Source organism: Leptospira neocaledonica, from assembly GCF_002812205.1.
Taxonomy (GTDB): Bacteria; Spirochaetota; Leptospiria; order Leptospirales; family Leptospiraceae; genus Leptospira_B; species Leptospira_B neocaledonica.
The window spans coordinates 35,519-60,101 of the sequence record NZ_NPEA01000004.1 but is presented as its reverse complement, the minus strand read 5'-3'; the positions used below and the strand labels follow the sequence as shown (position 1 = coordinate 60,101).

Annotated in this window: 27 protein-coding genes; 15 read left to right on the top strand and 12 right to left on the bottom strand. The window is 40.0% G+C overall.

The window, feature by feature from the left end; translation table 11 throughout:
• Positions 1-4 precede the first annotated feature (4 nt).
• Positions 5-925: a DMT family transporter gene (locus CH365_RS07345; RefSeq protein WP_100767947.1), complete on the top strand. Its 921-nt coding sequence runs from the start codon at positions 5-7 to the stop codon at positions 923-925.
• Here the strand turns inward: CH365_RS07345 and CH365_RS07340 are convergent.
• Genes CH365_RS07340 through CH365_RS07330 form a run of 3 tightly spaced genes read right to left on the bottom strand, consistent with a single transcriptional unit; the run spans position 918 to position 3,434 of the window.
• Positions 918-1,871 carry a fumarylacetoacetate hydrolase family protein gene (locus CH365_RS07340; RefSeq protein ID WP_100767946.1) on the bottom strand — a complete coding sequence of 318 codons (954 nt, stop codon included), beginning with the start codon at positions 1,869-1,871 and terminating at the stop codon, positions 918-920. The genes CH365_RS07345 and CH365_RS07340 overlap by 8 nt on opposite strands.
• Positions 1,872-1,881: 10 nt before the next feature.
• Positions 1,882-2,970 (bottom strand): VOC family protein, encoded by a 1,089-nt coding sequence (locus tag CH365_RS07335; RefSeq protein WP_244283035.1) that lies wholly within the window; start codon positions 2,968-2,970, stop codon positions 1,882-1,884.
• Positions 2,971-3,029: 59 nt separating this feature from the next.
• The gene (locus tag CH365_RS07330) at positions 3,030-3,434 is read right to left on the bottom strand and encodes a DUF2721 domain-containing protein (protein WP_100768263.1); all 405 of its coding nucleotides are present in this window, start codon (positions 3,432-3,434) and stop codon (positions 3,030-3,032) included.
• Positions 3,435-3,535: 101 nt separating this feature from the next.
• Here CH365_RS07330 and CH365_RS07325 point away from each other — a divergent pair, with 101 nt between their 5' ends.
• Positions 3,536-4,171 carry a TetR/AcrR family transcriptional regulator gene (locus CH365_RS07325; protein WP_100767945.1) on the top strand — a complete coding sequence of 212 codons (636 nt, stop codon included), beginning with the start codon at positions 3,536-3,538 and terminating at the stop codon, positions 4,169-4,171.
• Positions 4,172-4,197: 26 nt separating this feature from the next.
• On the opposite strand, the gene CH365_RS07320 is transcribed toward CH365_RS07325, so the two are convergent.
• Complete coding sequence (locus CH365_RS07320) at positions 4,198-5,268, bottom strand: amidohydrolase family protein (RefSeq protein WP_100767944.1); 1,071 nt, start codon at positions 5,266-5,268, stop codon at positions 4,198-4,200.
• Positions 5,269-5,607: 339 nt separating this feature from the next.
• Between CH365_RS07320 and CH365_RS07315 the strand changes: the two genes are divergently transcribed.
• From CH365_RS07315 to CH365_RS07275, 9 genes are all read left to right on the top strand, one after another.
• The gene (locus tag CH365_RS07315; RefSeq protein ID WP_208861174.1) at positions 5,608-6,498 is read left to right on the top strand and encodes an alpha/beta fold hydrolase; all 891 of its coding nucleotides are present in this window, start codon (positions 5,608-5,610) and stop codon (positions 6,496-6,498) included.
• Positions 6,499-7,482, top strand: coding sequence for a VOC family protein (locus tag CH365_RS07310; protein WP_100767943.1), 984 nt, complete (start codon positions 6,499-6,501; stop codon positions 7,480-7,482).
• A gap of 20 nt (positions 7,483-7,502) precedes the next feature.
• Positions 7,503-9,245: a bifunctional 3-(3-hydroxy-phenyl)propionate/3-hydroxycinnamic acid hydroxylase gene (locus tag CH365_RS07305; RefSeq protein WP_100767942.1), complete on the top strand. Its 1,743-nt coding sequence runs from the start codon at positions 7,503-7,505 to the stop codon at positions 9,243-9,245.
• 1 nt (position 9,246) lies between these two features.
• On the top strand, positions 9,247-10,041 hold the full coding sequence (locus tag CH365_RS07300; RefSeq protein WP_100767941.1) for a 2-keto-4-pentenoate hydratase: 795 nt from the start codon (positions 9,247-9,249) through the stop codon (positions 10,039-10,041).
• A 27-nt stretch (positions 10,042-10,068) separates the two neighbouring features.
• Entirely contained in the window at positions 10,069-11,025 is a 957-nt protein-coding gene (locus CH365_RS07295; protein ID WP_100767940.1) for an acetaldehyde dehydrogenase (acetylating), read from the top strand.
• The gene (gene dmpG / locus CH365_RS07290; RefSeq protein WP_100767939.1) at positions 11,022-12,050 is read left to right on the top strand and encodes a 4-hydroxy-2-oxovalerate aldolase; all 1,029 of its coding nucleotides are present in this window, start codon (positions 11,022-11,024) and stop codon (positions 12,048-12,050) included. The genes CH365_RS07295 and dmpG overlap by 4 nt, the downstream gene beginning before the upstream one ends.
• Positions 12,051-12,145: 95 nt before the next feature.
• Positions 12,146-12,967, top strand: coding sequence for a hypothetical protein (locus CH365_RS07285; RefSeq protein ID WP_100767938.1), 822 nt, complete (start codon positions 12,146-12,148; stop codon positions 12,965-12,967).
• A 188-nt stretch (positions 12,968-13,155) separates the two neighbouring features.
• Positions 13,156-13,332, top strand: coding sequence for a YegP family protein (locus CH365_RS07280; RefSeq protein WP_100767937.1), 177 nt, complete (start codon positions 13,156-13,158; stop codon positions 13,330-13,332).
• A gap of 33 nt (positions 13,333-13,365) precedes the next feature.
• Positions 13,366-13,836, top strand: coding sequence for a hypothetical protein (locus tag CH365_RS07275; protein WP_100767936.1), 471 nt, complete (start codon positions 13,366-13,368; stop codon positions 13,834-13,836).
• Positions 13,837-13,860: 24 nt separating this feature from the next.
• On the opposite strand, the gene CH365_RS07270 is transcribed toward CH365_RS07275, so the two are convergent.
• The gene (locus CH365_RS07270) at positions 13,861-14,703 is read right to left on the bottom strand and encodes an SDR family NAD(P)-dependent oxidoreductase (RefSeq protein WP_100767935.1); all 843 of its coding nucleotides are present in this window, start codon (positions 14,701-14,703) and stop codon (positions 13,861-13,863) included.
• Positions 14,704-14,729: 26 nt separating this feature from the next.
• Positions 14,730-16,181, bottom strand: coding sequence for a flavin-containing monooxygenase (locus CH365_RS07265; RefSeq protein ID WP_100767934.1), 1,452 nt, complete (start codon positions 16,179-16,181; stop codon positions 14,730-14,732).
• Positions 16,182-16,429: 248 nt separating this feature from the next.
• Between CH365_RS07265 and CH365_RS07260 the strand changes: the two genes are divergently transcribed.
• The 3 genes from CH365_RS07260 to CH365_RS07250 all read left to right on the top strand — a co-directional run bounded on the left by CH365_RS07260 (position 16,430) and on the right by CH365_RS07250 (position 18,091).
• The gene (locus CH365_RS07260; RefSeq protein WP_100768261.1) at positions 16,430-16,750 is read left to right on the top strand and encodes a DUF1330 domain-containing protein; all 321 of its coding nucleotides are present in this window, start codon (positions 16,430-16,432) and stop codon (positions 16,748-16,750) included.
• A 69-nt stretch (positions 16,751-16,819) separates the two neighbouring features.
• The gene (locus CH365_RS07255; RefSeq protein ID WP_100767933.1) at positions 16,820-17,209 is read left to right on the top strand and encodes a TfoX/Sxy family protein; all 390 of its coding nucleotides are present in this window, start codon (positions 16,820-16,822) and stop codon (positions 17,207-17,209) included.
• Between the two features lie 186 nt (positions 17,210-17,395).
• Positions 17,396-18,091: a FecR family protein gene (locus tag CH365_RS07250; RefSeq protein ID WP_208861173.1), complete on the top strand. Its 696-nt coding sequence runs from the start codon at positions 17,396-17,398 to the stop codon at positions 18,089-18,091.
• Here the strand turns inward: CH365_RS07250 and CH365_RS07245 are convergent, their stop codons facing one another.
• Positions 18,092-18,940: a tetratricopeptide repeat protein gene (locus CH365_RS07245; RefSeq protein ID WP_100767931.1), complete on the bottom strand. Its 849-nt coding sequence runs from the start codon at positions 18,938-18,940 to the stop codon at positions 18,092-18,094.
• Positions 18,941-19,054: 114 nt separating this feature from the next.
• On the opposite strand from CH365_RS07245, the gene CH365_RS07240 reads away from it, so the two are divergent.
• Positions 19,055-19,234: a hypothetical protein gene (locus CH365_RS07240; RefSeq protein WP_100767930.1), complete on the top strand. Its 180-nt coding sequence runs from the start codon at positions 19,055-19,057 to the stop codon at positions 19,232-19,234.
• A 68-nt stretch (positions 19,235-19,302) separates the two neighbouring features.
• Here the strand turns inward: CH365_RS07240 and CH365_RS07235 are convergent, their stop codons facing one another.
• The 5 genes from CH365_RS07235 to CH365_RS07215 all read right to left on the bottom strand — a co-directional run bounded on the left by CH365_RS07235 (position 19,303) and on the right by CH365_RS07215 (position 24,574).
• Positions 19,303-20,127, bottom strand: a complete 825-nt coding sequence (locus CH365_RS07235) for a crotonase/enoyl-CoA hydratase family protein (protein WP_100767929.1) — start codon at positions 20,125-20,127, stop codon at positions 19,303-19,305.
• Positions 20,128-20,170: 43 nt separating this feature from the next.
• A complete protein-coding gene (locus tag CH365_RS07230) occupies positions 20,171-21,544 on the bottom strand; it encodes a histidine kinase dimerization/phosphoacceptor domain -containing protein (protein ID WP_100767928.1) in 1,374 nt (457 codons plus the stop codon).
• A 307-nt stretch (positions 21,545-21,851) separates the two neighbouring features.
• Positions 21,852-22,940, bottom strand: coding sequence for an alpha/beta hydrolase (locus CH365_RS07225; protein WP_100767927.1), 1,089 nt, complete (start codon positions 22,938-22,940; stop codon positions 21,852-21,854).
• Positions 22,941-22,949: 9 nt separating this feature from the next.
• The gene (locus tag CH365_RS07220) at positions 22,950-24,071 is read right to left on the bottom strand and encodes a peptidoglycan DD-metalloendopeptidase family protein (protein WP_100767926.1); all 1,122 of its coding nucleotides are present in this window, start codon (positions 24,069-24,071) and stop codon (positions 22,950-22,952) included.
• A 92-nt stretch (positions 24,072-24,163) separates the two neighbouring features.
• The gene (locus tag CH365_RS07215) at positions 24,164-24,574 is read right to left on the bottom strand and encodes a bactofilin family protein (protein ID WP_086446969.1); all 411 of its coding nucleotides are present in this window, start codon (positions 24,572-24,574) and stop codon (positions 24,164-24,166) included.
• Between the last annotated feature and the right edge of the window lie 9 nt (positions 24,575-24,583).

Genomic DNA, 24,583 nt, shown 5'->3' with positions numbered 1-24,583 from the left:
CAAAATGTTATCTATTAAGCCATATCTTTATCTAGTATTTTTTGCTTTGATTACCGGGACCACATTTCATGTGGCTAAAGAAGCGCTTGCCTCTTTTTCGCCGAGTTTAGCCGGAGCACTCCGTTTTATATTTGCTACTCTGTTCTTGTTTTTATTCGTACTTCTTACGGATAGAAAATTACTAAAGGTAGATAAAAGAAATTTAATCGTATTCGTTTCACTCGGGATTATCGGGGTTTTTGGATTCAATTTTTTCTTCTTTATGGGAATGAAAAAAGCCTCTCCCATGAATGCTGCGATTGTGATTGCAGCTAGTCCAGCGATCGCTATCTTTCTCTCTTACTTTCTATTAAATACTAAAATTAAATTTCAGCATTACCTGGGAACCTTGATCTCTTTCTTAGGAGTTGTACTTGTAATCTCCGATGGAAGCATGGTGGCTCTTACTAATGCATTTCATGGAGAAGGGATACTTCCCATTTTGATTGCGGCTACTTGCTGGAGTTTTTATTCGGTAGGAATGAAAAAATATATTCCGGGAGTCTCTACAATCCAAACAACCGCATTTACTGCCTTATTCGGAACTATCGCTTTATTAGTTTTAACTTTGATCAACGGTGACTGGAGCGTAGGGTTTAAGGATATTCCCAACTCGGCATGGTTATCCATTCTCTATATGGCAGGCTTGAGTACCTTCTTAGGTTATCTTTGTTGGAATTACGGCATCCAAGCTGTAGGCCCTGATAAAGCGGTCATTTTTGGAAATCTGATCCCGGTGATTGCAATGTTAACTTCTTGGGTTTTAGGAGAAGCTCCTAACGTGTTCGATCTTGGCGGAGCTTTTCTCGTGATCTTAGGTATCTTTATAGTAAATGCAAAGCTACAATGGGCAAAGTTAAATAGAAAAGTCGAAGTTTCTAAGTAAGATCTTGCACTACATTTAAAATTTGGTCGCCTAAGTCGATCCTCCTGTCTGCAGTCCGGATCGAAGAGCGGATCCTGTCCTTTGGCTGCAGATATTCTTTTCGTTTAGATTGGCCCTTTATAAACAGTTCCCATTTTTTCTTTTCAGATAAAAGGCCGCCGATCTTTTGGATCAATTTTCCTGGAGCTTTTAGTGCACAACCGGAAGGAGTACCAGTAATGAGAATGTCTCCCGGATTTATATTACAAAATTTTGATAGTTCTAAAATTGTTTCGGCAGGTTTATAAACCAAATTAGAAGCAGTATCGTGTTGTCGGATCTCGTCGTTTACCAATAAGGTTAGTTCTAAATTTTCTAGAAGTTCGAAATCTCCCGGCTCTAAAATCGCAAGCATCGGCCCTGCAGGTAAAAAGGTCCTATAAGATTTTCCTTTATACCATTGGAGTTGAGGTAACTGAATGTCCCTTGCGGAAATATCGTTTGCCATAAAGAATGCGGCGACAAATTGGGAGGCATTGCCTAAAGTCACATTAGAATTTGAATCTATTCTTTTGCCGAAGACTAATCCTAATTCGATTTCATAGTCCAGAAGTTTAACATGTTTTGGCTTTATCACGTTCCCTAGAGGAGAAGAAAGAGAGGCATCCGATTTAGTAAAAAACATATTATAGGTTTTGTCATCCGGGTTTAACCCTGATTCTATTAAATGTTGTCTATAATTCGCTCCTTGGCATACGATCTGACATGGGGCCGTAATCGGAGAAAGAATGGAAAGTCTGTCTAACGTGTATTTTGTTTCGATTTTTGTTTTTGAATTTTTTTGTATAGCCTCTAAAAATTCCTTTGTGCTTAGATCTCCGAACCCTAAGGGTGTTACCGATCCGTCTTTATAAAATCCCCAATCGATTTTATTGTTTTTCTCATATCGAATATAATTCTTTGCCATTCTCTCTTCCTTAGTATTTAATCCATTTTCTGGGGGATTTAGAAGCCATCGTTTTCATTTGTATTAACGTTTTGATTCGGATCTCTCTTTTTGCAATTAATCCCTTGATAAGTTCCTTTAAGCTTTGAAAATTCAATCTAGTATCCAAAAAATCTTCGGGCATATCTTGTCCCCATTGATATAAACTTTTTCGGCTTATCTCATGGAATCCCACAGGAACTGAATGATCAAATTTGTCTCCATCCGTATAATGTTCGACTAACATTCCAGTTGGATCTCTTTCATAGTCGAATATCTGGCTTCCTAATAAATGCCTTCCCAATCCCCAAGCAGGCTTCCAACCTTTGCTGAGCAACCATTCCCTTCCTTGGGCGATTTCATCTAAGTCTTTTAGCTCGAAGGCGCAATGTTCTAAACGATCGTCTGCTCCAGTGGCAACTACGATCGTATGGTGATCAGTCAATTCTCCTTCTCTATTACATCTAAGAAAGGCCAGAACAGGCTCTTTTGATTTTGGTAGTAACTGAATATCAGAAGGAATCAGGCCGAAGGTATCACAATACCACTGTGCGTTTTTAAAGAATTCCTGTTTTAGAAAAACTGCATGTCCTAATCGAATCACCTTCGGAGGACCTGAGATACTCGGCTGAGGCGTATTGATACGTTTGATTATATCAAAATGATTCCAAATTCTCTTGGAATTCACTTTCGATATTTGATGAGAAGAAGAATTAACTGCATCTACCGGGAGACCGGAAGGATCGAATAGAGTGACTGATGGAATATCCCCAAATCTTCCTTTTGGATGGAATATTGCTCCATCTAATTTTTGTAGTTCAGCAAATTGTTTCTTGTCCGAAACGAAAAACCCAAAACCGAGTAAAAAATCCCTATTGGCCTTTTCGATAGACCAACAGGGGAATCCGGAGCTAATAGCATGGAAAAGAATTCTATCTTCCGTTCTACTTTTGACCTTGAGACCGAAATCGATATAGTAACGATACGCAGACTCTAGGTCTTTTCTACCTAATCTAATGTAGGCGATATCTTGAGCCTTGCTAATCGGTTTTTCCGATCGTTTAGGAATGCGTGTTGGCATGTCGATTATAAATGAGAGTATTATCAAAAATGAAATATTGGTCAACTATAAATAGTTGTCTATTCATGGGAATTTTCTTTTAATGCGTCTTCAATTTCTATTTTTAGTGCTTTGGTCGAGTAATGGATTTCGAGTAAAGAATAAACCAAGGAGAAGATCATTAATAAGAGAGATGCTCCGAAAAAAAACCAAGCTAGATTGTTATGTAACGAAATCGACCCGATAGAGAGTGTGCAAGAGATCAGGCTCAAAATTCCGAACGACTGAGAATATCTTACGAGTGAGATCCGAAATCTTAAGTTTTTTACCTGAGCTACAAGCAGCTCTTCTCTTGTTTCCCGATACTTTTCCAGAAGTTGTCTTGCAAGGGAAGTGAGCCCGAAAAATCGATTTGTGAATGCCAACATCAAAAGAGAAATAGCAGGGAAAAGTAATCCAGGTGTATTATAAGAAAGTAAATCCATAAGGCCAGCGAGTAATATGTATTGATATAAAACAATCAATAAATGAGATCTCTCTCAATATTGTAGTTGCTCGTGCAATTGATACCAACGAAATGGTATTCATGGCAATTGCGAAGCGTCGAAAAGTTCTACTTCCTAAGAGAGAAAGAACAAGAGCGCAAATTATGAATGCTGCTCTAAGATTATTCGCTATCAAAGACGCGGGAGAAACTTCGATCGCAGAAGTTTCTGCAGAAGCCGAAATTGCGAACGGAACTTTTTATAATTATTTCAAAACGAAAGAAGAATTATTAGAAGCATCTGCGTTAGCCTTGGCAGAATCCTTGGTTGCAGAAGCAGTGCGATTGATGCCTGATATCACGGATGGGGCCGAGAGAATGGCATTGGGTGGAATGCTTTTTTTAAAAAGAGCAAGAAACGATGCAGATTGGGCTTGGGCTTTGATTCGTGTTGCCGCGGTCGCACCCAGAATGAGCGAACTTCTTCGAGCCCAACCTATGAAAGATATGCAAAAAGCTATCAAGGTCGGAAAGTTTACAATCGATTCCGAAGAATCCGCTTTGGGTTTGTATGTTGGTGCTTTACATTATGGAATCAGGAATATTCTGGAAGGTAGAGTGAAAAATAAATCCCATGACGTGGAAATGATAGCTTTGGTTCTAAAAGCGTTCGGCGTTTCTGCGACTACCGCTAAGAATATCAGCCAAAGAGCCTTTGATAGAGTTTGGAAAGAGTAAAAATTCTTTTTCAAACTACCTTCTAACTAACGTTTCCTGGCTCTCGAAGCCAAACTTACAAACCGTTTGATTACTTGGAATTTGATCGCTGTACTTAGATTTACTCGATCGAAAATAGGCGCTTTTCCTGAAACTTCTCCCTTCATTGCTAAGTTTGGAAAAAGTTTCAAAGCGTGGCCTCTGTCAATTCCGGCAAGAGTAGAAGGATCAAATTCTTTTAATGTACTAAGCTCTTCTCTTTGATGCACAAATAAAGGTTCGGGAGCAAAGGGAAAATCACTACCGAACAAAATATGATCCGGTTCCACTAATTCTTTTAGCGCAGCCATTGCAAAAGGAGAAGGGGATAGAGCAGTATCAAAATAAAACCTTCTAAGATAGGTCATAATACCTTGAGGAGTTCTTTCGGAAATTTCCGGCAGAAGATTTCCCAAAGATATTCTCCATGCCACATAAGGCAGAAATCCTCCTGCGTGAGCAAGAATCCATTTGATCCTAGGATACTTCTCGAGAGTGCCCGTATAGATTAGATTTACTGCCGCCCGGGTAGTATCGCAGAGGAACTCCAATATGAAACCGGGAGTTTTCAAACCTAATGTTTCACTACTTGGATGAATATCAGGATGTACAAATACAACAGCATTTCTTTTATCCAGTTCAAGCATAAGCTCCTCAAAGTCAGGATCTCCTAAAAATTTTCCTCTGGTACTGGCGAGTAGGACGATTCCTTCTGCTTTCAAAGTATCTAAAGAATAAATCGCCTCTTGAGTTGCTTCTTTAGGAAGAGGCATCGGTAGAATCGCGAAAGATCCGAATCTTCCAGGATATAATTCTTTTATCTCTCTCGCGTATTCATTGCAACGACGAGCCAAAGAAACAGCCTCTTCACGATTCCCAAAATATACACCCGGAGATGAAATAGAAGTAATCGCGGTTCGGACCCCATTTATATCCATCGCCCCCAAAGAACGTTCAGGATTCCAGGAAGGAAGAGGAGCCCCTGCAACTACCTTTATTCCCTGTCGATAGAGGGCTTCCGTATAAAAAGAAGGAATAAAATGATGATGCACGTCGATTGCGCTGATTTGTTTACGCATAAGAAAGCCTCCGAGTTTTCATATTCTATATAACGATTTAAAATTATAATTATACGATTAAAATAAAATTCTCATAATTATATATACTGCATAAAAATGAGATATATTTCAAAAAATAAATAACCGTCAAACCGTTTTATGAATTTTTTAGCAAAAATAAGATTCATTTCTTAGAATAGATCTTTATTTTTGATTGACAAAATTTTATTATGAGGAATGTTGCAAAAATAAAAATATATTAAAAAATGAGAGATATCTCATAAATATTCTATTCATTTTAGAATAAACGTTCGAAAACAAGGATAGATCAGGGTTAAGAAAACCTTTAAGGAAGAGAATATGGAACTGAGGAAGTCGGATTCGAAGCCAGAACTAAAGAAATTATCTGTCGGAGCTAGAAAGATCCAATTCTATGAAACCGGTAAAGGTGAGCCGGTTTTAATGTTACATGGAGGCGGGCCCGGGGCCTCCGGAATATCGAATTATTCTAAGAATATAGAAGTTCTTGGGGAAAATTTCAGGGTGATTGTTCCGGATATGCCGGGCTATGGAGGATCAACGAAAGGAATTAATAGAAAAGATCCATTCGGGGATCTCGCGACTGCAATGTTACAATTTTTAGATATTCTCGGAGTATCTCAGGTCCATGTGATTGGAAATTCATTGGGTGGGGCTTGTGCTCTTCGAATGGGATTAGAAAAACCGAATATGATTTCTTCTCTTATCCTAATGGGGCCTGGTGGGGTGGATACGACTCGATCTCTTCCAACGAAAGGTCTAAACCGACTTTTTAATTATTATTCGGGAAAAGGGCCGAGCTTAGAAAAAATTACTGAATTTATTCGAGAATATTTGGTTTTCGAAGGGATCAACGTTCCTTCTGCCTTAATTGAAGAAAGGTATAAGTCCAGTATTGATCCGGAAGTGATCCAAGCTCCTCCCCTACGTAGACCCAAAGGGATTCCAAATTTTAAAAATTTCGATTTCACAAGAGATCCAAGACTTTTGAAATGCGAGATCCCTACATTGGTGCTGTGGGGAACTGAGGATAAGGTAAACCGACCAAGTGGTGGCCCTTCATTGCAAAAACGCTTACCGAATTGCGATCTATATCTATTTAATAAGACAGGGCATTGGGTACAATGGGAGAGAGCGGAAGAGTTCAATTCCATTACGAAATCTTTTATCTCTTTACATTCACAATCGAAAGTATCCGGGAGGATTCGTTAAATGTTCGAGAACGGTCCGGCGGATTTATTCAATTCCGCACAATTAGGGTATGTAATCATCGAGTCCAATCATTTGGATAGATGGCTTCAATTGGGAAAGGATGCAATCGGTCTTCATGCGGAATATTTGTCCGAAGACATACTATCTTTCCGGATCGATTGGCACGTTAGGCGATTTCTTATTAGGAAGGGGGACGCAGAAGATTTTACAGTCTTAGGGTTTCAGATTAAGGATGAGAATTCTCTTAAGAAAATATTAGAAAAATTGAAAGAACGAAAAGTAGAAGTTCGAAGAGGGAGCGGGATCGAAGCGAGCCTAAGAGGAATTGAAGCTTTTTGGGAATTTTCCGGTCCTAAGGGATTGAAGATCGAGATCTTCACTAATCCTATTCTAACTGAAACACCTTTAAATATGTTATCTAAAGGTTTTGTAACGGAACAGTTCGGAATGGGTCATGTGGCTATAGTTTCCAAACAACCGGAAAGGCTGATCAAATTTTGGAAGGAAATCTTTGGAGCAAGGGTTAGTGATCAAATAGAACAAAAAATGTCCGGGGTAATATTGGATATTACCTTCCTAAGAATGAATCCTCGCCATCACTCCATCGCTATAGCTGCAACTCGAGGCCTTCGCATGGACCCACTTTCTACTAAGATCCAACATTTGAATATAGAAGTGAAAAATTTGGAGGATATGACTCAGGCATACCGGCGTTGTAAGGAGTTAGGATTTGAAATCGCCCATGGGATAGGACAACATCCGAACGATCTGGAGCTATCTTTCTATATCGTTACTCCTTCCGGTTTTGAATTAGAAATAGGATGGAATCCTATCTCAGTAAGCGAAATCCAATGGAAACAGAATAAATATAAACAGATCAGTGCTTGGGGCCATGAGCCGGAGATTTCTACTGCGTTATCTAGGTTGAATGAATTTCGAAGAGGAGTTTTCTCTTTATTTCGTTCGGAATACATCCCGTTCTAATCTAGGAGGAATAATATATTATGGAAAATTTAAATAGATCGAATAGGCTCATTTATGATGTTGCGATTATAGGATTGGGTCCTGCCGGACTTACTCTTGCTCATATCTTAGGTAAAAGAGGATTAAATGTTATCATTCTCGAAAAGGAGCCGGTGTTTTACGGAAACGCTAGGGCGGTATACACGGACGATGAATGTCTGAGGGCTTTTCAGGCAGCAGGTGTTGCTGATGAAATACATAAGGATATGATGTTCGATATCCCCGTTCAATTTACCTACGAAGATGGAACGCCTCTCGGTCAATATATGCCGACAGGAACTCCAAATGGATGGCCTATCGTTAACTTTTTATACCAACCTTATTTGGAAACAAAACTCAGCGAAAAGTTAGGCCAATACGACAATGTAAAAGTTCTTCGAGGTAGAGAATTTCGTTCTCTTGCACAGGATCCGGAGGGCGTGACTGTTTATCATATTGCCTCCGAAGGAACGGCCTATGGGCAGAAATCTGAAAATCCTAAACCGAAGGAACAAGAGGATGAGCAATCTATTCGAGCCTCGTTTGTTGTTGGCTGCGATGGTGGAAGAAGTAAAGTACGCGAATTTTTAAACATAAAATTAAAAGGGAAAAATTTTCCGGAACCTTGGCTGGTTGTAGACTTAAGACAGAAAAATTTGGAATTAGGACTTCGTCATTTACCGTATTTCAATTTTTACTGCGACCCGAACGGACCTGTCGTGAGTTGCCCTCAGCCTGACGGTTTCCATCGATTCGAATTTAGGCTAAAAGCAGGAACTTCTAAGGAACACATGGAAAGGCCGGAGACAATACGGATGTTATTGTCTAAACATGTGAATCCGGATCATTTCGAAATAAAACGCAGATTGGTATACACGTTTAACGGACTCGTTGCGGAAAAATGGAAAGACGGTCGTGTTCTTTTGGCAGGCGATGCGGCGCATATGACTCCTCAGTTTATGGGGCAAGGAATGAGCTCAGGGATACGAGATGCTTTTAATCTTGGATGGAAATTGATCGAAGTGATCGATGGAAGAGCAAACGAAAAGTTATTGGATACATATCAGAATGAAAGATACTTTCATGCCAAAGCTATGATCCAAGTTTCTACGATCCTAAAGGACGTAGTTTCTTTGGAAAATAAGTTTCTTGCTACGTTGAGAAATGGTATATTAAAAATAATTAAATCGATCCCAAGTTTGTATAAAATATTCCAGGAAGGAAAATTTAAACCTAAGCCTAAATATAAGAATGGAAAATATTTTGGCTTACCAAGGAATTCTGCCAACCGTCATGCAGGCACTTTGATACCTCAACCGGATCTTCAGATCATGGACGGTACAAATAAAAAAATGGATCAGATCATCGGAAATTCTTTCGCTTTGATTGGACAGGGTATTGATCCGAGAGAAGGCCTTTCCGATCAGTCTCTATCTTTTCTGAATTCTATCGGTACTAAGTATATTACAATTTATGAAAAAGGAAGAAGGCCTCAAGGCATTCGTGGAGTGGGTCGAGACTTTGATTCGGATCTGAGCGAAGTAGAAGATATTTATAGCCTCTTAAAGCCTTGGTTCTATGAAGCAGGATATAAGAAAAATGCATTAGTTTTACTTCGTCCGGACAAATTCGTATTCGGCATGTCAAGGTCAAACGGTGATAAACTTGTCGAAGAATTAAAACATCAGCTTGGTGTGATTTCTCCCGTTAGAAACCAGCGATTGAAATCGTTTGTTGGGGTTTAATATGGGCGATTTGGAAAATTTTTCGAATATTAGATCCGCCGCTTCTGCGTTATTGGGAGCTAGAAAAAACGGGAAGCCGATTCCACCGATCACTAAAACATTCGGTATTCATGGTTTAGAAATTTCTTATGAAATAGCTAAGATCAATAATATAGAACGATTAGGAACGGGTGCAAAGGAGATCGGTAAGAAGATAGGGCTGACTTCTAAAGCAGTTCAGTCGCAGTTAGGTGTAGATCAACCCGATTTTGGAACTCTTTTCTCTGATATGGAATATTTGGATTCGGATGAAGTGCCGACTTCAAAACTTCTTCAGCCTAAAGTTGAAGCAGAAGTGGCTTTCATATTGGCACAAGATATACAAGGAAATATACCTAGTTACGGAGAATTTTTGAATTCTATCTTATATGCTCTTCCTGCTCTGGAGATCGTAGATAGTGCTATTGAAGATTGGAAGATCAAACTTGAGGATACTGTGGCTGATAATGCTTCATGTGGTCTTTTTGTATTGGGTAATCAACCTATCACTTTGGGAAATCTCGATCTGGCCGGCGCAGGTATGTTTCTTAGAAAGAACGGAAAGGTAGAATCTGTCGGATCCGGCGCTGCGTGTTTGAATCATCCGCTAAGAGCCGCCTATTGGCTTGCAAAAAATCTAATAGAGAGAGGCCAAGGCCTGAAAAAAGGGGAAATTATTTTATCCGGTGCATTAGGGCCCATGATATCCATTCAGGCTGGAGACGATTTGGACGCAGAGATCAAAGGACTCGGAAGAGTCTCTTGTAAAATGGTTTAATATTTATTTATAAATTAGGTTCTTCTTATGGAAAGAAAAGTAAAAACCGCTATTATAGGGTCCGGGAATATTGGAACGGATCTGATGATCAAAATTTTAAGAAATTCAAAAAGTCTGGAAATAGGCGCTCTTGTAGGTATCGATCAAAACTCGGATGGATTGGCAAGGGCAAGCAGATTGGGAGTTCCTACGACTCACAAAGGAGTGCGAGGTTTATTAGAGCTTCCAAATTTTAATGAAATAGAGATCGTATTCGACGCTACTTCGTCCTCTTCTCATGTTGAAAACGATGGAATTTTGAGAAAAGAAAATCCGAATATAAGAATGATCGACTTAACTCCAGCTGCAATCGGGCCTTATTGTGTTCCGGTGGTGAACTTGGATCGGAATATAGATCAAAAAAATATAAATATGATCACCTGCGGTGGCCAGGCAACCGTTCCGATTGTATATGCAGTTTCTAGGATCGTAGATGTTTACTATGCTGAGATTGTCGCATCTATTAGCAGTAAATCTGCTGGACCAGGCACTAGGGCTAATATCGATGAGTTTACGGAGACAACTTCGAAGGCATTAGAATTGGTCGGCGGAGCAAAAAAGGGAAAATCTATTATAGTGATGAACCCCGCAGAACCTCCTCCGATGATGAGAGACACGATTTATATTCTCTCGAAATTGGAGGACCAATCTAAAATTGAAACATCGATTTTAGAAATGGTGAAACAAGTCCAAGGTTACGTGCCTGGATATCGTTTGAAACAAAAAGTTTTATTCGACATCGTTCCTAAAGACAAACCTCTAAAGATCCCTGGCATAGGAACTTTTTCCGGATTAAAAACTACCGTTTTTATAGAAGTAGAAGGAGCGGCACATTATCTGCCTTCTTTTGCAGGGAACCTTGATATAATGACTTCTGCCGCTCTGGCAATCGGAGAGAGGATCGCTAAATTCAAAAATTCTAAACTACAAGAGATTGTGAAATGAATCTCCCAGGTAACAAAAAACTATTTATTTCAGATGTAACTTTGCGGGATGGAAGTCATGCAATCCGTCATCAATACTCGCTCGCTCACGTCAAAAATATTGTACATGCACTTGATGATGCTAAAGTGGATAGCATTGAGATCGCACATGGAGATGGACTCCAAGGCTCCAGCTTCAATTACGGATTTTCAGCTCATACTGATTTGGAGATGATTGAAGAAGCGGCTAAAATTGTGAAACATGCAAAAATTGCGACTCTACTTCTTCCTGGTATCGGAACGATCCATGATCTAAAAGATGCTTATAATGCAGGTGTTCGTTCGGTTAGGGTTGCGACTCATTGTACGGAAGCGGATATTTCCAAACAACATATAGAATACGCAAAATCTTTAGGAATAGATGCAGTCGGTTTTTTAATGATGAGCCATATGATTTCTCCTCAGAAGTTAGCTGAACAAGGTAAATTGATGGAGAGTTACGGAGCGGAATGTATTTACATAGTGGATTCCGGTGGAGCCATGAATATGAGCGATATCCGAGATCGTTTTCGCGCTATGAAAGATATTCTGAAACCGGATACCCAAACTGGGATCCATGCTCATCATAATCTTTCTTTAGGAGTAGCTAATTCTATTATCGCAGTGGAGGAGGGATGCGATCGAATCGATGCGAGTCTTGCAGGTATGGGTGCAGGTGCAGGGAATGCTCCCTTGGAAGTATTTATAGCGGCGGCTTCGCGTATGAATTGGAATCATGGGACAGATCTATTCGTTTTAATGGATGCAGCAGAGGATTTAGTCCGTCCTTTGCAAGATAGACCTGTGAGAGTAGACCGGGAAACATTAGCACTCGGATATGCGGGCGTTTATTCTAGCTTTTTACGCCATGCAGAAGAAGCATCTCGCAAATTTGGCATCAAAACAGTTGATATTCTTATCGAATTGGGTAAACGAAAAATGGTCGGTGGCCAAGAAGATATGATCGTGGATGTGGCATTAGATTTGTTAAAAATTAAAATTCATTAATGTTATAGTAAGAAGTAATTCAGTCGGGAACCAATTTGTCCCAAGGTAAGGTCGAATCATTTTAATACGTTAGCGACTTTTTAAGGGGTAAAAAGATGAAACGATTTATTTTCCTTTTCTCGTTCATTCTTGGATTTCCGGAATTATTATTGGCCGAAATGGTCCCTCGAAATGATTTTTCGACGTATGCGGAAGAAACGAATTCTAAAATAGGATTCTCTAAAGACTATTTTTCTTTTTCCTTCTTTTATGGAGGACCTCTCGGGCCGCCAAGCGGCTCGTTCATAGATGCGGAAAAAGAATACGATCATACTCTTTTAAATCGAATTCAAGTCGGTGAAGTAAAAAGAAATATAGTTGGAATGCCTGCAATTTCCACATATGATCGCCCAATTTATCAAAGTAGCGGTCTATATGGGATCGAATTGGAATCCGGATGGACTGATTATATCGGCTACGGATTTACTTTTCAAGGCCAAGCTGTTCACGCAGTTAGGCAAAAAGTTCAAAAACAAATTCATTTCGCATTAAATGAAGATGTAACAACTTTACCGAAAGATGTTCAGGTTTATTCCGATGTATCGGCTTTAACATTTCTTTCTGCTCATCTTTTACCAAAACATAAATTTGATCCATATATTAAAGTAAAAGCCGGGATGACTTTCCCCGTAAGCGATAATGTACATGCAAGTTCCAGAGACGATTATTTAGCTCGAAATTCGGCGATGACGAATGGCCGTGCTTTTTCGTGGGGAGTAGGAATTGGTGCCAACTATCATGCTAGTCCTAAGTATTTTTATATGATTGAATTTTATAGGCAAAGTACTCGGATCTATTCCGACCAATTTACTGGGAGAATATTAAATACTTTTTACCTACAGTTTGGAGTGGGTATTAGGTTGGCATTGAATAATTAATTTCACTCAGTAGTCTTATAAACGGAAAATTAATCACCTGGATTAGAATATCATAGTTCTTTTTGCGGAATGCTCTATCAGGATCGTTACCCCTTTTTTATTTATAAATACTATATATTACAAAAAAAATAAATTGACCTTCCTTCGTACGTTATGCAGTATTGCCTCCCATCGTTTGGAGGTTTCGGATGTCTGCAAAATTTGAGGTTTATAAGGATAAAAGCGGAGAATATCGATTTAGATTAAAAGCTTCTAATGGAGAGATTATTGCAACCGGTGAGGGTTATTCTTCTAAACAAGCATGTTTAAAAGGAATCGAGTCTATAAAGAAGAATGCAGCTGATGCTGATGTAGAAGAAGTGTAAAACAAAAATTATTTTTCTTTTAAAGGTGAAATCATGTCTGTCTTTGTAGCAAACCGGAAAACAGGATATTATTGGGAAAGTTTAGATACGATTAAAAAAATCGTAGGTCGTCTTTCTTTAGATATCAACGCAGAAGATGAACGTAAATTTGAAGATAGGCTTTCCGGTGCTCTGCAACCGAATTTCGATGATTTCATCGACCAGCGAAACATTCAGCAGGTTATGACTAGGATCACTGCTTTTGGACATGACCATCGTCCTGATATGAGCATCGGCAAAGATGGAGTTGCAATAGAGGTAAAGGTAATCCGAACAGGATCAAGTATCCGTGAAGCGATAGGGCAGGCTTTTATTTATAGATTAGGGTATCGTTTTGTTGTTATTATATGGGTCGATACTTCAAAAGATAAGAGTTATAAGGTATCAATTGAAGATCCTAACTCCCAAGAATTTCAGTTCTTAAAAGAACTCGAAGAGCATAATATCTATTGTCTTGTAAAATAAATAGTCTGCTCTTCATCTCAATTCTTACTTTGCCATTCTTCCCATAAGTGCCTTAGTAATGATGTTCGGATAAGAGCTTGGGAAAATTCTTTGCATCAAATCCAAGAACACTGCATCAGGTCCGATCAGAACTCTGCGAGAGTTTTTCTTCACTGCTTTTAAGATCACCTTTGCCGCCCGTTCCGGACTCGTGATAAATTGAGCCGACATTTTTTCTCCTGCCGTACTCGGATCCAAACCAAGAGCCTTTACGCTATCGTTAGTTTTGGAACTTTTTGCAATCGCAGTTTTGATCCCTCCTGGATGAACACTCGTTGCAGAAACTTTTGCTTTGGTAAAATCCAATTCTTGTCTTAAGGTTTCGGTAAACCCTCTGACTGCGAATTTGGAAGCATTATATGCAGAAGTTCCAGGAACGGCAATGATTCCAAATACACTGGAAGTATTGATGATATGTCCTTCTCCACTTTCTTTGAGATGGGGTAGAAAGGCCTGGGTCCCATTCACTACTCCGCCGAAATTGATGTCCATTACTCTCTGGAAATCCTTTGATTCGAATCCTTCTATCGTGGACCCGAAAGCAATGCCTGCATTATTAAATATTAAATTTACCTTATTATGATCTTTAGCTACCTTGGAAGCCCAATCAAAAACAGCGGATCGGTCGGACACATCCAGTTTTTGACTAGTAATAGAAACATTCGGATTCTTCTTCTTTACTAATTGGACTGTTTCCGCAAGGCCTGCCTCGTTTACATCTGATAATGCAAGGTTGCATTCCTGTTCGGCGAGCTGAATTGCAAGTTCTCTTCCCATTCCTGATCCGGCGCCGGTGATAGCGGCAACTTTATTTTTAAAACTTTTCATTTGGTTTTCTTCTTCCTATTTTGTGTTTATCCGAAGGATAAGTTAGAATCATTTACGTTGGCAAAATTAATATCGAATAGATCCATTAGATAATTCTGATGGAATCTCCAAGGTCGATTCGCCCCTCTTTGAGGGAATTGGTCTATCGCTCTTTGGATATATCCGGAATTCAGATCGAGTATCGGCTCCTTCTCCATTTTGGCAGGATCACAAACAGGCATACATTGTTTATAACCGTTCGCTTGCATGTGATTAAGCAATCTTGCAACATAGGTTGAAGTTAGATCCGCTCTTAATGTCCAGGACGCGTTCGTATAACCTACGCAGAATGCAAAGTTCGGAACTCCACTCAGCATCAGACCTTTGAATGTAAATTGTTTAGAAATGTCCACTTCTGCACCGTCCACCTTCAACTGGATCCCACCGATTGCGAGTAATTCCAATCCGGTCGCAGTGACTATAATATCCGCTTCCAATTCTTTTCCTGATTTTAATTTAATACCTTTGGAAGTGAAAGTTTCGATATGGTCCGTAACGATAGACGCCTTTCCTTTAGAAATCGCCTTAAATAGATCGGAGTCGGGAACCAAACAAACTCTTTGGTCCCAAGGCTGGTAATTCGGTTTGAAATGTGTATCTATATCATATCCTTTCGGAAGAGAAATTTTCAATCTTGTTCTGATTAACCACTTGGCGAAATTCGGCGATCTTTTACAAACTTGATAGAACCAAATTTGAATAAGAATGTTTTTGATACGAGTGATATGATGGGCCAGTTTCGCAGGTAAAATGAATCTTAAAAAATCTGCGACTATATCCTTGGATGGAAGACTCGTAATATAAGTCGGTGACCTTTGCAACATCGTAATATGAGAAGCCTCATCTGCCATAGATGGAACCAAGGTGACAGCAGTGGCACCACTTCCGATCACTACTATTTTTTTGCCGCTATAGTTTAAATTTTCCGGCCAATGTTGCGGATGGATGATCTGCCCTTTAAAGTTTTTTACTCCTGGAAAATTGGGTGTGAATCCTTTATCGTAATTATAATAACCGCTGCAGATATAAAGAAAGTCCGTAGTGTATGTACGTTTTTCTTTTTTTGTCCCGACTTCTACATTGATTGTCCAAAAATTTTCCTTACTGGACCAAGAAGTGGACGTTACTCTATGTTCGAAACGTATATTACGATCTATTCCAAATTCGGATGCTGTTTCTCTCACATAGTTTAGGATAGAAGGTCCGTCGGCGATTGCCTTCGCTTCTTTCCAAGGCCGGAAAGAATATCCCAAGGTAAACATATCCGAATCGGAACGAATTCCCGGATAACGAAATAGGCTCCAGGTTCCGCCTATATCGGATCTACTTTCTAAGATGGTATATTTTTTACCCGGGCAAAGTTTTTGCAGATGATAGCCGGCGCTGATCCCTGATAAACCTGCGCCTACAGTGATCACATCGAAATGCTCTTTGTTCATTTTTTCCTCGGTGGATATATTTATATCCCGCTTTTCCGGAAAGGATTTTGCACTAAAACCGAGTAAGATTCGACTGATCTTATAATATCACCCTCAAAAATTCGTTCGAGATGATAAGAATATACCGGAATTTCTCCATTCTTCTCAAATAAATGCTGTGTAGATTACCGGTGGCAGCACTAGTTTATATCTCAAATCAATCCCGAAAAGGCTTGCTTAGTTTTCAAAATCTAAGATGGGAGAAGGTCATGAAGTATTATTCTGTAGCAGAATTGAATATCACGAGCGCCCGTTGGATTCCCGCCTATGTTCGCAATGTAACTAAGATGGTGGAGAAATTTGGGGGAAGATATCTATCCCGGACCACAAATATGGAGAAGATAGAGGGGGACAGAAAACTCCCTCAGCTATTTTTAATCATCGAATGGCCTTCCAAAGATGCGATGCAAAACTTCTATCATTCCGAAGAATACAAACCGTTTTTAGAAAGTAGGCTAAAAGGTTCCAACGGAGAATTTATTCTGGTCCCAGGAGAGGATGTGAACCAGCTTGCGAATATTCCACTCTGATTAGTTTAAGAAATTTGTTCTTTATCAAGTCGCACAAAGAAGAATATTCTGATCTTTTCAGGAAAGTATATGGCAATTAACGAAAAGATCGCTGAACGTGTTCGAAAAGCACTCACCAAACAAAAAGAAGTGGAAGAGAAAAAAATGTTCGGCGGTCTCTGCTTTATGGTAAACGGAAAGATGTGCATTTGTGTCAGGGACCAAGAACTTATGTTCAGAATAGATCCTAAAGATTACGAATCCGTATTAGAAAAGAAAAAAGCAAGGCCCATGATCCATAATGGAAATCTGATGAAAGGATTCGTATTCGTAAATGTAGAAGAATTAAAATCCGAAAAGGAATTTGAGTATTGGATCGGCCTCGCCTTGGATTATAATAAAAGTGCAAAGGCAGCTCCTAAGAAAAAGACAACGAAGAGGAGGGTCCCAGCTCCTAAAAAAAAGGTTAAGAGAAAATAAGCGTCAAAAAGATTTTTCTACACTTTCTTACTCGTTTAGAACAATTATAAGAGCCTGTTATCCAGGCTTTTGAAGCCCAAGACCGGAAATTTATAGATGGCTTAAGTCTTGAGATAGACTATAAGATCATCTTCCTTTTTAAAAATCGATTTACTTCCTTTCGAGTTGCTTCCAAAATCGACGGCTATGAAAAAGCTAACAGCTCTATTTTTTCTAGGTTTAACATGTGTTTTGTTTTCTTGCGGTAAAAAAGAAGCGGATCCAGGCAAGGGAGTGATTACATTCGTAGTTGGGAACGTGATCTTAGAAAGAGGTCCCGAAAAATCCAAGGCGGACATCGGCAAAGAGATCCAAAACGGTGACGTACTGATTACAGACGAAGGCGCCACTGCAATGATTGCATTTGGGGAGAACGCTTCCCTATTAGAGATCCAATCCGGTTCCAGATTTCGTTTCGATGATATCAAATCGGACAAAAAGTTTTTCCAAGAGAAGGGAAGATCTTGGCTTCTTTCCAATAAACTTGTAAAAGGTGAGGGTTTGAGTTTAGGAACTCCAACGACAACCGCAGGAGTTCGAGGAACTAAATTTTACACTACGGTTCAGGATGGTGTAACTCTTATCTGCCATTGCCAAGGTAAGGTGGAACTAGAGAATAGTGCAGATCATTCTAAGATGATTCCTACGTCCGATTATCTCACCGTTACAAAAGGAACAAAAACGATTGTGATCGATAAAGCCGATCTGTCAAAAATCGGGATTCCTTATGTTCATAATCACAGCGAGCTGAGTAATTCCCCGGTCGGAGAAAAAAACAATTTGAAGCAAGAAGATTTTCTGAAGATCCAAGAACTTGCTAAGAAAAAATTAGAGGAGAAGTGATTAGGCTTCGTCTATTTCAACATTCTCTAATGTATCAAAAAAGCCGGTCTGCAATAGTGGACCGAAATCTACCATATCCTCCGCGGAAAGTTTAAGACCATTTTCCATGGAGTAGGCCTGTAGCAGGGAAGCACAGGCCAAATGGCTTTCTTGCAATTGGGCGTGGGCTCTCGCTTTTACAACGAGTATGTCTGCGTCCGATTCTCCGAAATATTTAATATACAAATCAATAAACTTAAGCGCGTTCTTATGATCCGAAACTTTCAGATAACACTGAGCGATCATATCGTAATGCAAAAAGGTTTCTTCTTCGTCCATTCTCATGGCTGTTTTTAAAGAGGCTAACGCGGAGTTATAATCTCCCCTCTGATAATACAAATATCCCAGTTCAGACCAGATATCTTTTCGTTTAATCCCTCTTCCTCTAGAAAGTTTTTCCTGGGACAAAGCTTGTTTTAATACTTGGATCGCTTCGTTGGATCTATCGGTATCTTTTAAGAGACTTGCAAGTGTAAGATACAATTCCAATTGATCTGGAAAGAGCTCGATTGCGGAAGTGAGTATCTTTTTCGCGGATTTATAATTATGAACTTTGATTAAGTAATTCGCATAATAGAGCCTGCTTTCCGGATGAGTGGAAAATCGGTCCTGCAATTCCTGGAAAAGGTTCAGAGTTTCCCTGGTATTTCCAATATAATATTGGCACCAGGCCTGGCGGTTTTTCACCTTCAGGATGGTTTTGGGATTTTGGGTAAAATTCAGGGATTCCTTGTATAGGTTGAATGCCTTAGTAAATTCTCTCTGCCTTTCCCTATGGATGGCGCTAATGATTAGTTCCCTAAAACCCACGACTGGGACAGGCTAAAAAAATTCCTAAAATAATCAAGTTTTCCGCAGATCAACCGATGATTGAAACGGGGGCAAAGGAAAGAAAAAATCCCCTTATTAATCGAGGTAAAGAAAATGGAAATCGGCAACCAAACCAGCCAATCTCTCATGATCGAAAGAATCGCCAATCTGCCTAGGGAAATATTCCAGGCTCAGTCGGATATGAATTCTAAACTTTTGAAATTGAACGTAGAAGCGCAGTTACAGACCCAGGCTTCCGAAGGAAAATCCAGACTTTTGGATTTATACGTTTAACAGGGATGTTGGAATTCCACAAAACGCATTATCGTTTGTAGGAACTCCTACATCCACGCTCAGTAAGGTTAGCTCTTATTATATTCCGGCCTTTTTCTTTCTTTAAAGGCTTTCATCGCTTCTCTAAAATCCCTGGAATCCATAAAGCTGGAATTCCAAACCGCGACATAGTTCAAACCTACAGCTAAAGGTTTTCCTTCGGAGTAGTTCATTACTTCCTTAGTACCTTCTACCACTATTCTTGGATTGGCAGCGATCTCGGAAGCGGTTGCGATAGCTCCTTCCAAAAGTTGGTCCTGGTCCTTGAACAATCTAGAAACAAGTCCCATTCTAAGAGCTTCTTCTCCGTCTATGTCCTTACCGGTATAGGCGAGTTCTCTTGTATTTCCCTGTCCAATGATGGATGGAAGCCTGTTGATGGAACCCATATCCGCTACTATTGCTACCTTTGCTTCTCTTAGGGAGATACTTGCATCGTAAGTCGCATAACGGATATCACAAGCAGAGATCAGATCTAATCCTCCACCGATACAATGTTTTTGGACTGCGGCGATAGAAGGTTTAGGAGAATCATAAACTGCGTTGATTCCTTTCTGCATTCTTAGGATTAATTCGTAGAATTTTTTACGATCATCCCCGTATGTACCTTGTACTACGGATCCGAATTCTTGGAAGAATGAGTCCAGGTCTAAACCTGTGGAGAATGATTTACCTCTTGCAGCTACTACGAAGGAACGGATTTTTTGGTTCGAGTTAATTTCTTCGACTACATCCGGAAGGTCTCTCCAGAAACTCCAGTTCATCGCATTTCTTTTGTCGGGACGGTTTAAGAAGACGATGGCGACCCCGTCTTCTCTCTCGACGATTTCAAAGAATTCAAAGTTTGTCTTCATCGGGATCAGAGTTATCCGATTCAGCCGACGAGTAAAACGTTTTTTAGGTCTCGTGTTTTACTGGGAAACTAAGTGTAGCTTTGCAGCCGTTTTCGTTCTCGAGCTTCAGTTTTCCTCTTAGAAGTTTTACGAAAGAATCTACCAAGGAAAGTCCCAAAGAGCCTGAATTGCGCGTCTGAGGCATTGTATCAGTCAGACCTACGCCGTCGTCTTTGACCTCTAAGAAATATCGTTCGTCATTCAAACTAAAACGGATCAGTATAGAACCACTTTCTCTACCTTTGAATCCATGTTTGAATGAGTTAGTAAGAAGTTCGTTGATGATTAAAGCACAGTTCATTCCCATCTCGCTTGGTATCTTTGGAGTCTGGATATCCAATACTAGTTTGAACTTGGAACGATCTACCTTATACACTTCGAAAAGAAGGTCCGTAAGTTTGCGTACATACAGATCAAAGCTGATCGAAGATAGGTCGTGATTTTCATAAAGCACTTCGTGCAGAAGGGCCACTGCCTGGATCCTATGCTGGCTGTCCTTGAAAATATCCAGGGTCTCCTGGTCCTTCAGATTGGAAGCATTCATACTCAGCAAAGATGAAATAACAGTAAGATTATTTTTGATCCTATGATGGATCTCTTTCAGATAAGATTGGTTGGTATTATCCGATTCTCCTAAACGAAGAACGGTAATCGAGCCGCTGGATTTTCCTTCAGTGTTTAAAATAGGAGAGATCTGGATAGAAACTGCCGTTTTATTTCCGATCCCATCGATCGCGAATATTCCATTTTTCTCAATTGTTTGGAGAGAAGTTAATACATCCAAGACAGGAAGAGTATAAGAAGAAGAATTTTGATCTTCTAATCTTAAAATCTTTGTTAGGGAAAGTCCAATGGATTCCGCGTAACTTAGACCTGCGATTTTTTCGGCTACAGGATTACAAAATAATACCAATCCATTTTCGTCGGTAGTGATGATCCCCGATTCCATTTGGTTCAAAGTGGATTTTAGGGATTCTTCGTTTTTGCGGTTTCTGTGTTCCAGCTCGTTCTTGTATAAAGCCACTTCGATAGAAGATCGGAGCTGGTCGGACTCGAACGGTTTTACTATATAACCCAGAGGCTGAGTTCTTTTGGCTCTATTAAGAGTGTTCTCGTCGGCGTATGCGGTAAGATAAATAACGGGTGTTTGAAATCTGTTTCGAAGAAGTTCGGCAGTTTGAATCCCATCCAGATTCCCTTCAATATTGATGTCCATCAGGACAAGATCCGGATGATTCTCTTCTGCCTTTTGGATGGCCTCCTCTCCGGAGGAAGTGATGCCTACAAGATCGTAACCTAATTTTTTAAGTTTCTGGCCCAAGTTGACTGCGACAATGATCTCATCTTCGACAACTAGGATCTTAGGTTTTGTGAGCATACTTCTAATCTACGAATAAAACCGATTGTTTCAACCATATAAATGTAAAATGATGAATGAAAATATCTGCGGAAATGTGCAAAAGAATTTGAAAGCCTTCTTTGCAAGTAAAATCGAATATAAGTGAGATTTTTGTGAGGTTACTTATTATCTTGTAATCTTTTTTGAAACAACTATCAGAATATAAAAACTTCTCTAATCCTTTCGGACTAAAATTGGAAATTTTTTGATATATCGTCTAACGTGGATTAGGAAACGGATGTTTCCATCCCAGGGACGGATGGATCGATTCCGGATTTAGAAGGATTTAATTTCGGAGAATATAGTTTTCGTTTCCGTAGGACTTGCGGATGAATAGTCTCTTCTCTGCTCCAAGGCCTAAAAACAATTGGTATAGATCAGTCAAGATGGGACGGGAAGAATAATATCCGTGACCCAATGACAATAAAGAGGCATCGATCGGATTTACATTGACCACATCCACGCCTGGAAATTTGGAACAGGCGCCTAGTCTACCTGTCTGGTGGATCTGGGCGGAGGCAAACAATGCAGAATCTCCAGGGGAACAATACAGTGTAATCCTTTCTGAAGATTTTAATAAACTGTCCAGGATCAAAATGAATTCGCCGGTATCATAATCTGGGGCATTCAAAACCAATTCTTTCAAGAAAGGTTTGTCCCCCCATTCTCTAGAAAGTTCTGAAACCGAATTTAGGACTACCTGATGGCCCATAGAATGTACCAATAGATGGATTTTCTTTTTGGTAGAGACCATTCTTTTCAGGAAATTTTTGAAAGAATCTCTGCTGCTTCTTGCAGAGATTAAATTTTTTTCGTAGGTGCTTTTAAGGAAGAATGTTCCAAGCATGGAACCATCTCCTCCCGCAGGCCAAGTATATAGCGCTACCTTGCCGGGAAATTTCAGATCGTATTTAAGTTGAGCCGCTCTTAAGATAGCTTCTTCGAAGTTTACATTAAATCCATGAACGAACACGATCGCTTCTTCGAAAGGGTCTTCTTCTATTCTTTTCCACCAAAGTTTTTCTTGCTCTTCTTTGGTCTTTCCTTCGATGGCAACCCTATGTTCCAAGAATTGAAATGATTTCTCTTTATTTCCCAAACCAAAGGGGAGGGATCCTATCTCTCTATCTGCTGGAACATTTACGAGACAGGAGCCTGATTGGGTTCCCATATTTCCGAAATTCAGAAAATAAGAATTAGAACAAGCGACTTGTGTCCCTGGATTGACTGCCCTGGAAGTATTAAAAAATACCTCGATCCCATGAGTGGCAGAATATTGGGAATTAGTTCTCTTTTCCAGATATTCGGAGACGGAAGGGCCACAGCCTAAAGTAAGAACAAAACTGAAAATGAGAAAAAAGAAAGTTCGGAACATCATATAATCTTAATGGTTTGGCTTAGAGCCTCGTTTATAACTAAGGCCTTTTAGATATTTTCCAGGGTTTACAGATTTTCCTTTATGGATTACTTCGAAATGTAAGTGAGGACCAAAACAGTAACCTGTACATCCGGAGGTTGAGATCTTCTTGCCTGCGACCACGTAGTCTCCACGTTTTACGTTTAGTCTGGAATTATGAGCGTATAATGTTTTGAAATCGTCGTTATGTTCGATGACGATCGCGTTTCCGTAACCACCCATCCAGCCTGAGAATACTACCTTACCGTTACGAGCCGCCATCACTGCTTCGTAGTTCGCTTTTAGATCCAATGCTTCATGGAATTTATGTTGTGGGAATGTTCTCCATCCATAATTGGAAGTGACTACATGAGAGGCAACAGGCACCACCCACTTAGGTGCAGGGTCCGGGATCACAGCACCTGGAAGGAAAACTTTTTGGCCGGGACGAAGAATGTCCAAATCATCCAGCTTATTCTCTTCTAAAATTTCATCCAGGTTTACTTTATAAAGAGAAGCTATCTTAGCTACTGTATCTCCTGCTTTGAATTTATATAGTAGGCCTTGTTTATTCGGGATCTGTAATATTTGTCCCGGGTATAAAGTGTCTTCCAAATTGATATTAGAAGAACCAGCGATGGATTCCATGGAGACTTTATAGCGGGTTGCGATCTCTGAAAGTGTTTCGTTTCTTTTAACTTTGTACGTAACCACTTTGAGTTGTTTCTTTTTATCCGAGGCGCTTTTGATCTCATTTGCCATTAGAATGGTGAGCTTTGCTTTTTCTGATTCTTCTAGAAACTTTTCATCGCCTTTTTTGGCTTTTAAGTCTTCCGAATCATTCTCGGTTACTTCTGTGGATGCGGATTCCATAGAAGCATTGGAAGGACTCATCCAAATTCCTAAAAATAGGACCATAAAGATGACGGATGCGACAAGAGGGATAACGCGGAACTTACGTCTTCTGAAGTCCAGATTTCCGTGATATAGATTTCCTCTGAAATAAAAGGAATAATGGAAATGGAAAGCGCCCAGGTAGATCAGGGTGAAATTATCTGTCCGGAGGATTTCTTTTCCTGCGGTCAATTGCCTGGGCTTCTTGAAGATCATACTATGAGTATCGGTCGATCGGGCGGAGAACCACCCGAGTTTTTGATTCGAACAATTCTAAGAGGTGGGAAAAAGAACTCGGGACTTAAGAGTTATTCTTCCTTACCATTGTCCAAGGTCCTTGTGCCGCCAAAAGATTCTTCCACGATCTTTTTAACGTCTTTCTTCTGTCCGCCGGTCACGGTGATATTACCCTTCGCTACCACACCTTTTGCCAGGGAAAGAGCGGGAGCGATAATATCCCCTAAGAGACGTCCAGTTTCTTCCAAGCGGACTTCCGATTCCGCCTTAATGTTTCCGATCAAAGTTCCTGCTACGATCACTTCTCTTGCGGAAATGTTAGTGCGAACCTTACCGGTTTCTCCAATAAATAATGCGTCGTCGGTTTTAATTTCCCCTTCGAATTTTCCGTCGATACGTAGGGAACCAGCGATATAGAATTTGCCCTCAAAAATGGAACCTGGGCCGATTACGCTGTTATTATTATCCTTACCGATGGCCATCTGCTACTC

Coding starts and splice junctions, on each gene's coding strand:
- CH365_RS07325 (WP_100767945.1), top strand. CDS start 3,536: ATGGCAATTGCGAAGCGTCGAAAAGTTCTACTTCCTAAGAGAGAAAGA.
- CH365_RS07315 (WP_208861174.1), top strand. CDS start 5,608: ATGGAACTGAGGAAGTCGGATTCGAAGCCAGAACTAAAGAAATTATCT.
- CH365_RS07240 (WP_100767930.1), top strand. CDS start 19,055: ATGGAAATCGGCAACCAAACCAGCCAATCTCTCATGATCGAAAGAATC.
- dmpG (WP_100767939.1), top strand. CDS start 11,022: ATGAATCTCCCAGGTAACAAAAAACTATTTATTTCAGATGTAACTTTG.
- CH365_RS07300 (WP_100767941.1), top strand. CDS start 9,247: ATGGGCGATTTGGAAAATTTTTCGAATATTAGATCCGCCGCTTCTGCG.
- CH365_RS07220 (WP_100767926.1), bottom strand. CDS start 24,071: ATGATCTTCAAGAAGCCCAGGCAATTGACCGCAGGAAAAGAAATCCTC.
- CH365_RS07280 (WP_100767937.1), top strand. CDS start 13,156: ATGTCTGCAAAATTTGAGGTTTATAAGGATAAAAGCGGAGAATATCGA.
- CH365_RS07215 (WP_086446969.1), bottom strand. CDS start 24,574: ATGGCCATCGGTAAGGATAATAATAACAGCGTAATCGGCCCAGGTTCC.
- CH365_RS07310 (WP_100767943.1), top strand. CDS start 6,499: ATGTTCGAGAACGGTCCGGCGGATTTATTCAATTCCGCACAATTAGGG.
- CH365_RS07295 (WP_100767940.1), top strand. CDS start 10,069: ATGGAAAGAAAAGTAAAAACCGCTATTATAGGGTCCGGGAATATTGGA.
- CH365_RS07335 (WP_244283035.1), bottom strand. CDS start 2,970: ATGCCAACACGCATTCCTAAACGATCGGAAAAACCGATTAGCAAGGCT.
- CH365_RS07260 (WP_100768261.1), top strand. CDS start 16,430: ATGAAGTATTATTCTGTAGCAGAATTGAATATCACGAGCGCCCGTTGG.
- CH365_RS07255 (WP_100767933.1), top strand. CDS start 16,820: ATGGCAATTAACGAAAAGATCGCTGAACGTGTTCGAAAAGCACTCACC.
- CH365_RS07275 (WP_100767936.1), top strand. CDS start 13,366: ATGTCTGTCTTTGTAGCAAACCGGAAAACAGGATATTATTGGGAAAGT.
- CH365_RS07305 (WP_100767942.1), top strand. CDS start 7,503: ATGGAAAATTTAAATAGATCGAATAGGCTCATTTATGATGTTGCGATT.
- CH365_RS07330 (WP_100768263.1), bottom strand. CDS start 3,434: ATGGATTTACTTTCTTATAATACACCTGGATTACTTTTCCCTGCTATT.
- CH365_RS07340 (WP_100767946.1), bottom strand. CDS start 1,871: ATGGCAAAGAATTATATTCGATATGAGAAAAACAATAAAATCGATTGG.
- CH365_RS07285 (WP_100767938.1), top strand. CDS start 12,146: ATGAAACGATTTATTTTCCTTTTCTCGTTCATTCTTGGATTTCCGGAA.
- CH365_RS07270 (WP_100767935.1), bottom strand. CDS start 14,703: ATGAAAAGTTTTAAAAATAAAGTTGCCGCTATCACCGGCGCCGGATCA.
- CH365_RS07225 (WP_100767927.1), bottom strand. CDS start 22,940: ATGTTCCGAACTTTCTTTTTTCTCATTTTCAGTTTTGTTCTTACTTTA.
- CH365_RS07345 (WP_100767947.1), top strand. CDS start 5: ATGTTATCTATTAAGCCATATCTTTATCTAGTATTTTTTGCTTTGATT.
- CH365_RS07250 (WP_208861173.1), top strand. CDS start 17,396: ATGAAAAAGCTAACAGCTCTATTTTTTCTAGGTTTAACATGTGTTTTG.
- CH365_RS07230 (WP_100767928.1), bottom strand. CDS start 21,544: ATGCTCACAAAACCTAAGATCCTAGTTGTCGAAGATGAGATCATTGTC.
- CH365_RS07320 (WP_100767944.1), bottom strand. CDS start 5,268: ATGCGTAAACAAATCAGCGCAATCGACGTGCATCATCATTTTATTCCT.
- CH365_RS07235 (WP_100767929.1), bottom strand. CDS start 20,127: ATGAAGACAAACTTTGAATTCTTTGAAATCGTCGAGAGAGAAGACGGG.
- CH365_RS07265 (WP_100767934.1), bottom strand. CDS start 16,181: ATGAACAAAGAGCATTTCGATGTGATCACTGTAGGCGCAGGTTTATCA.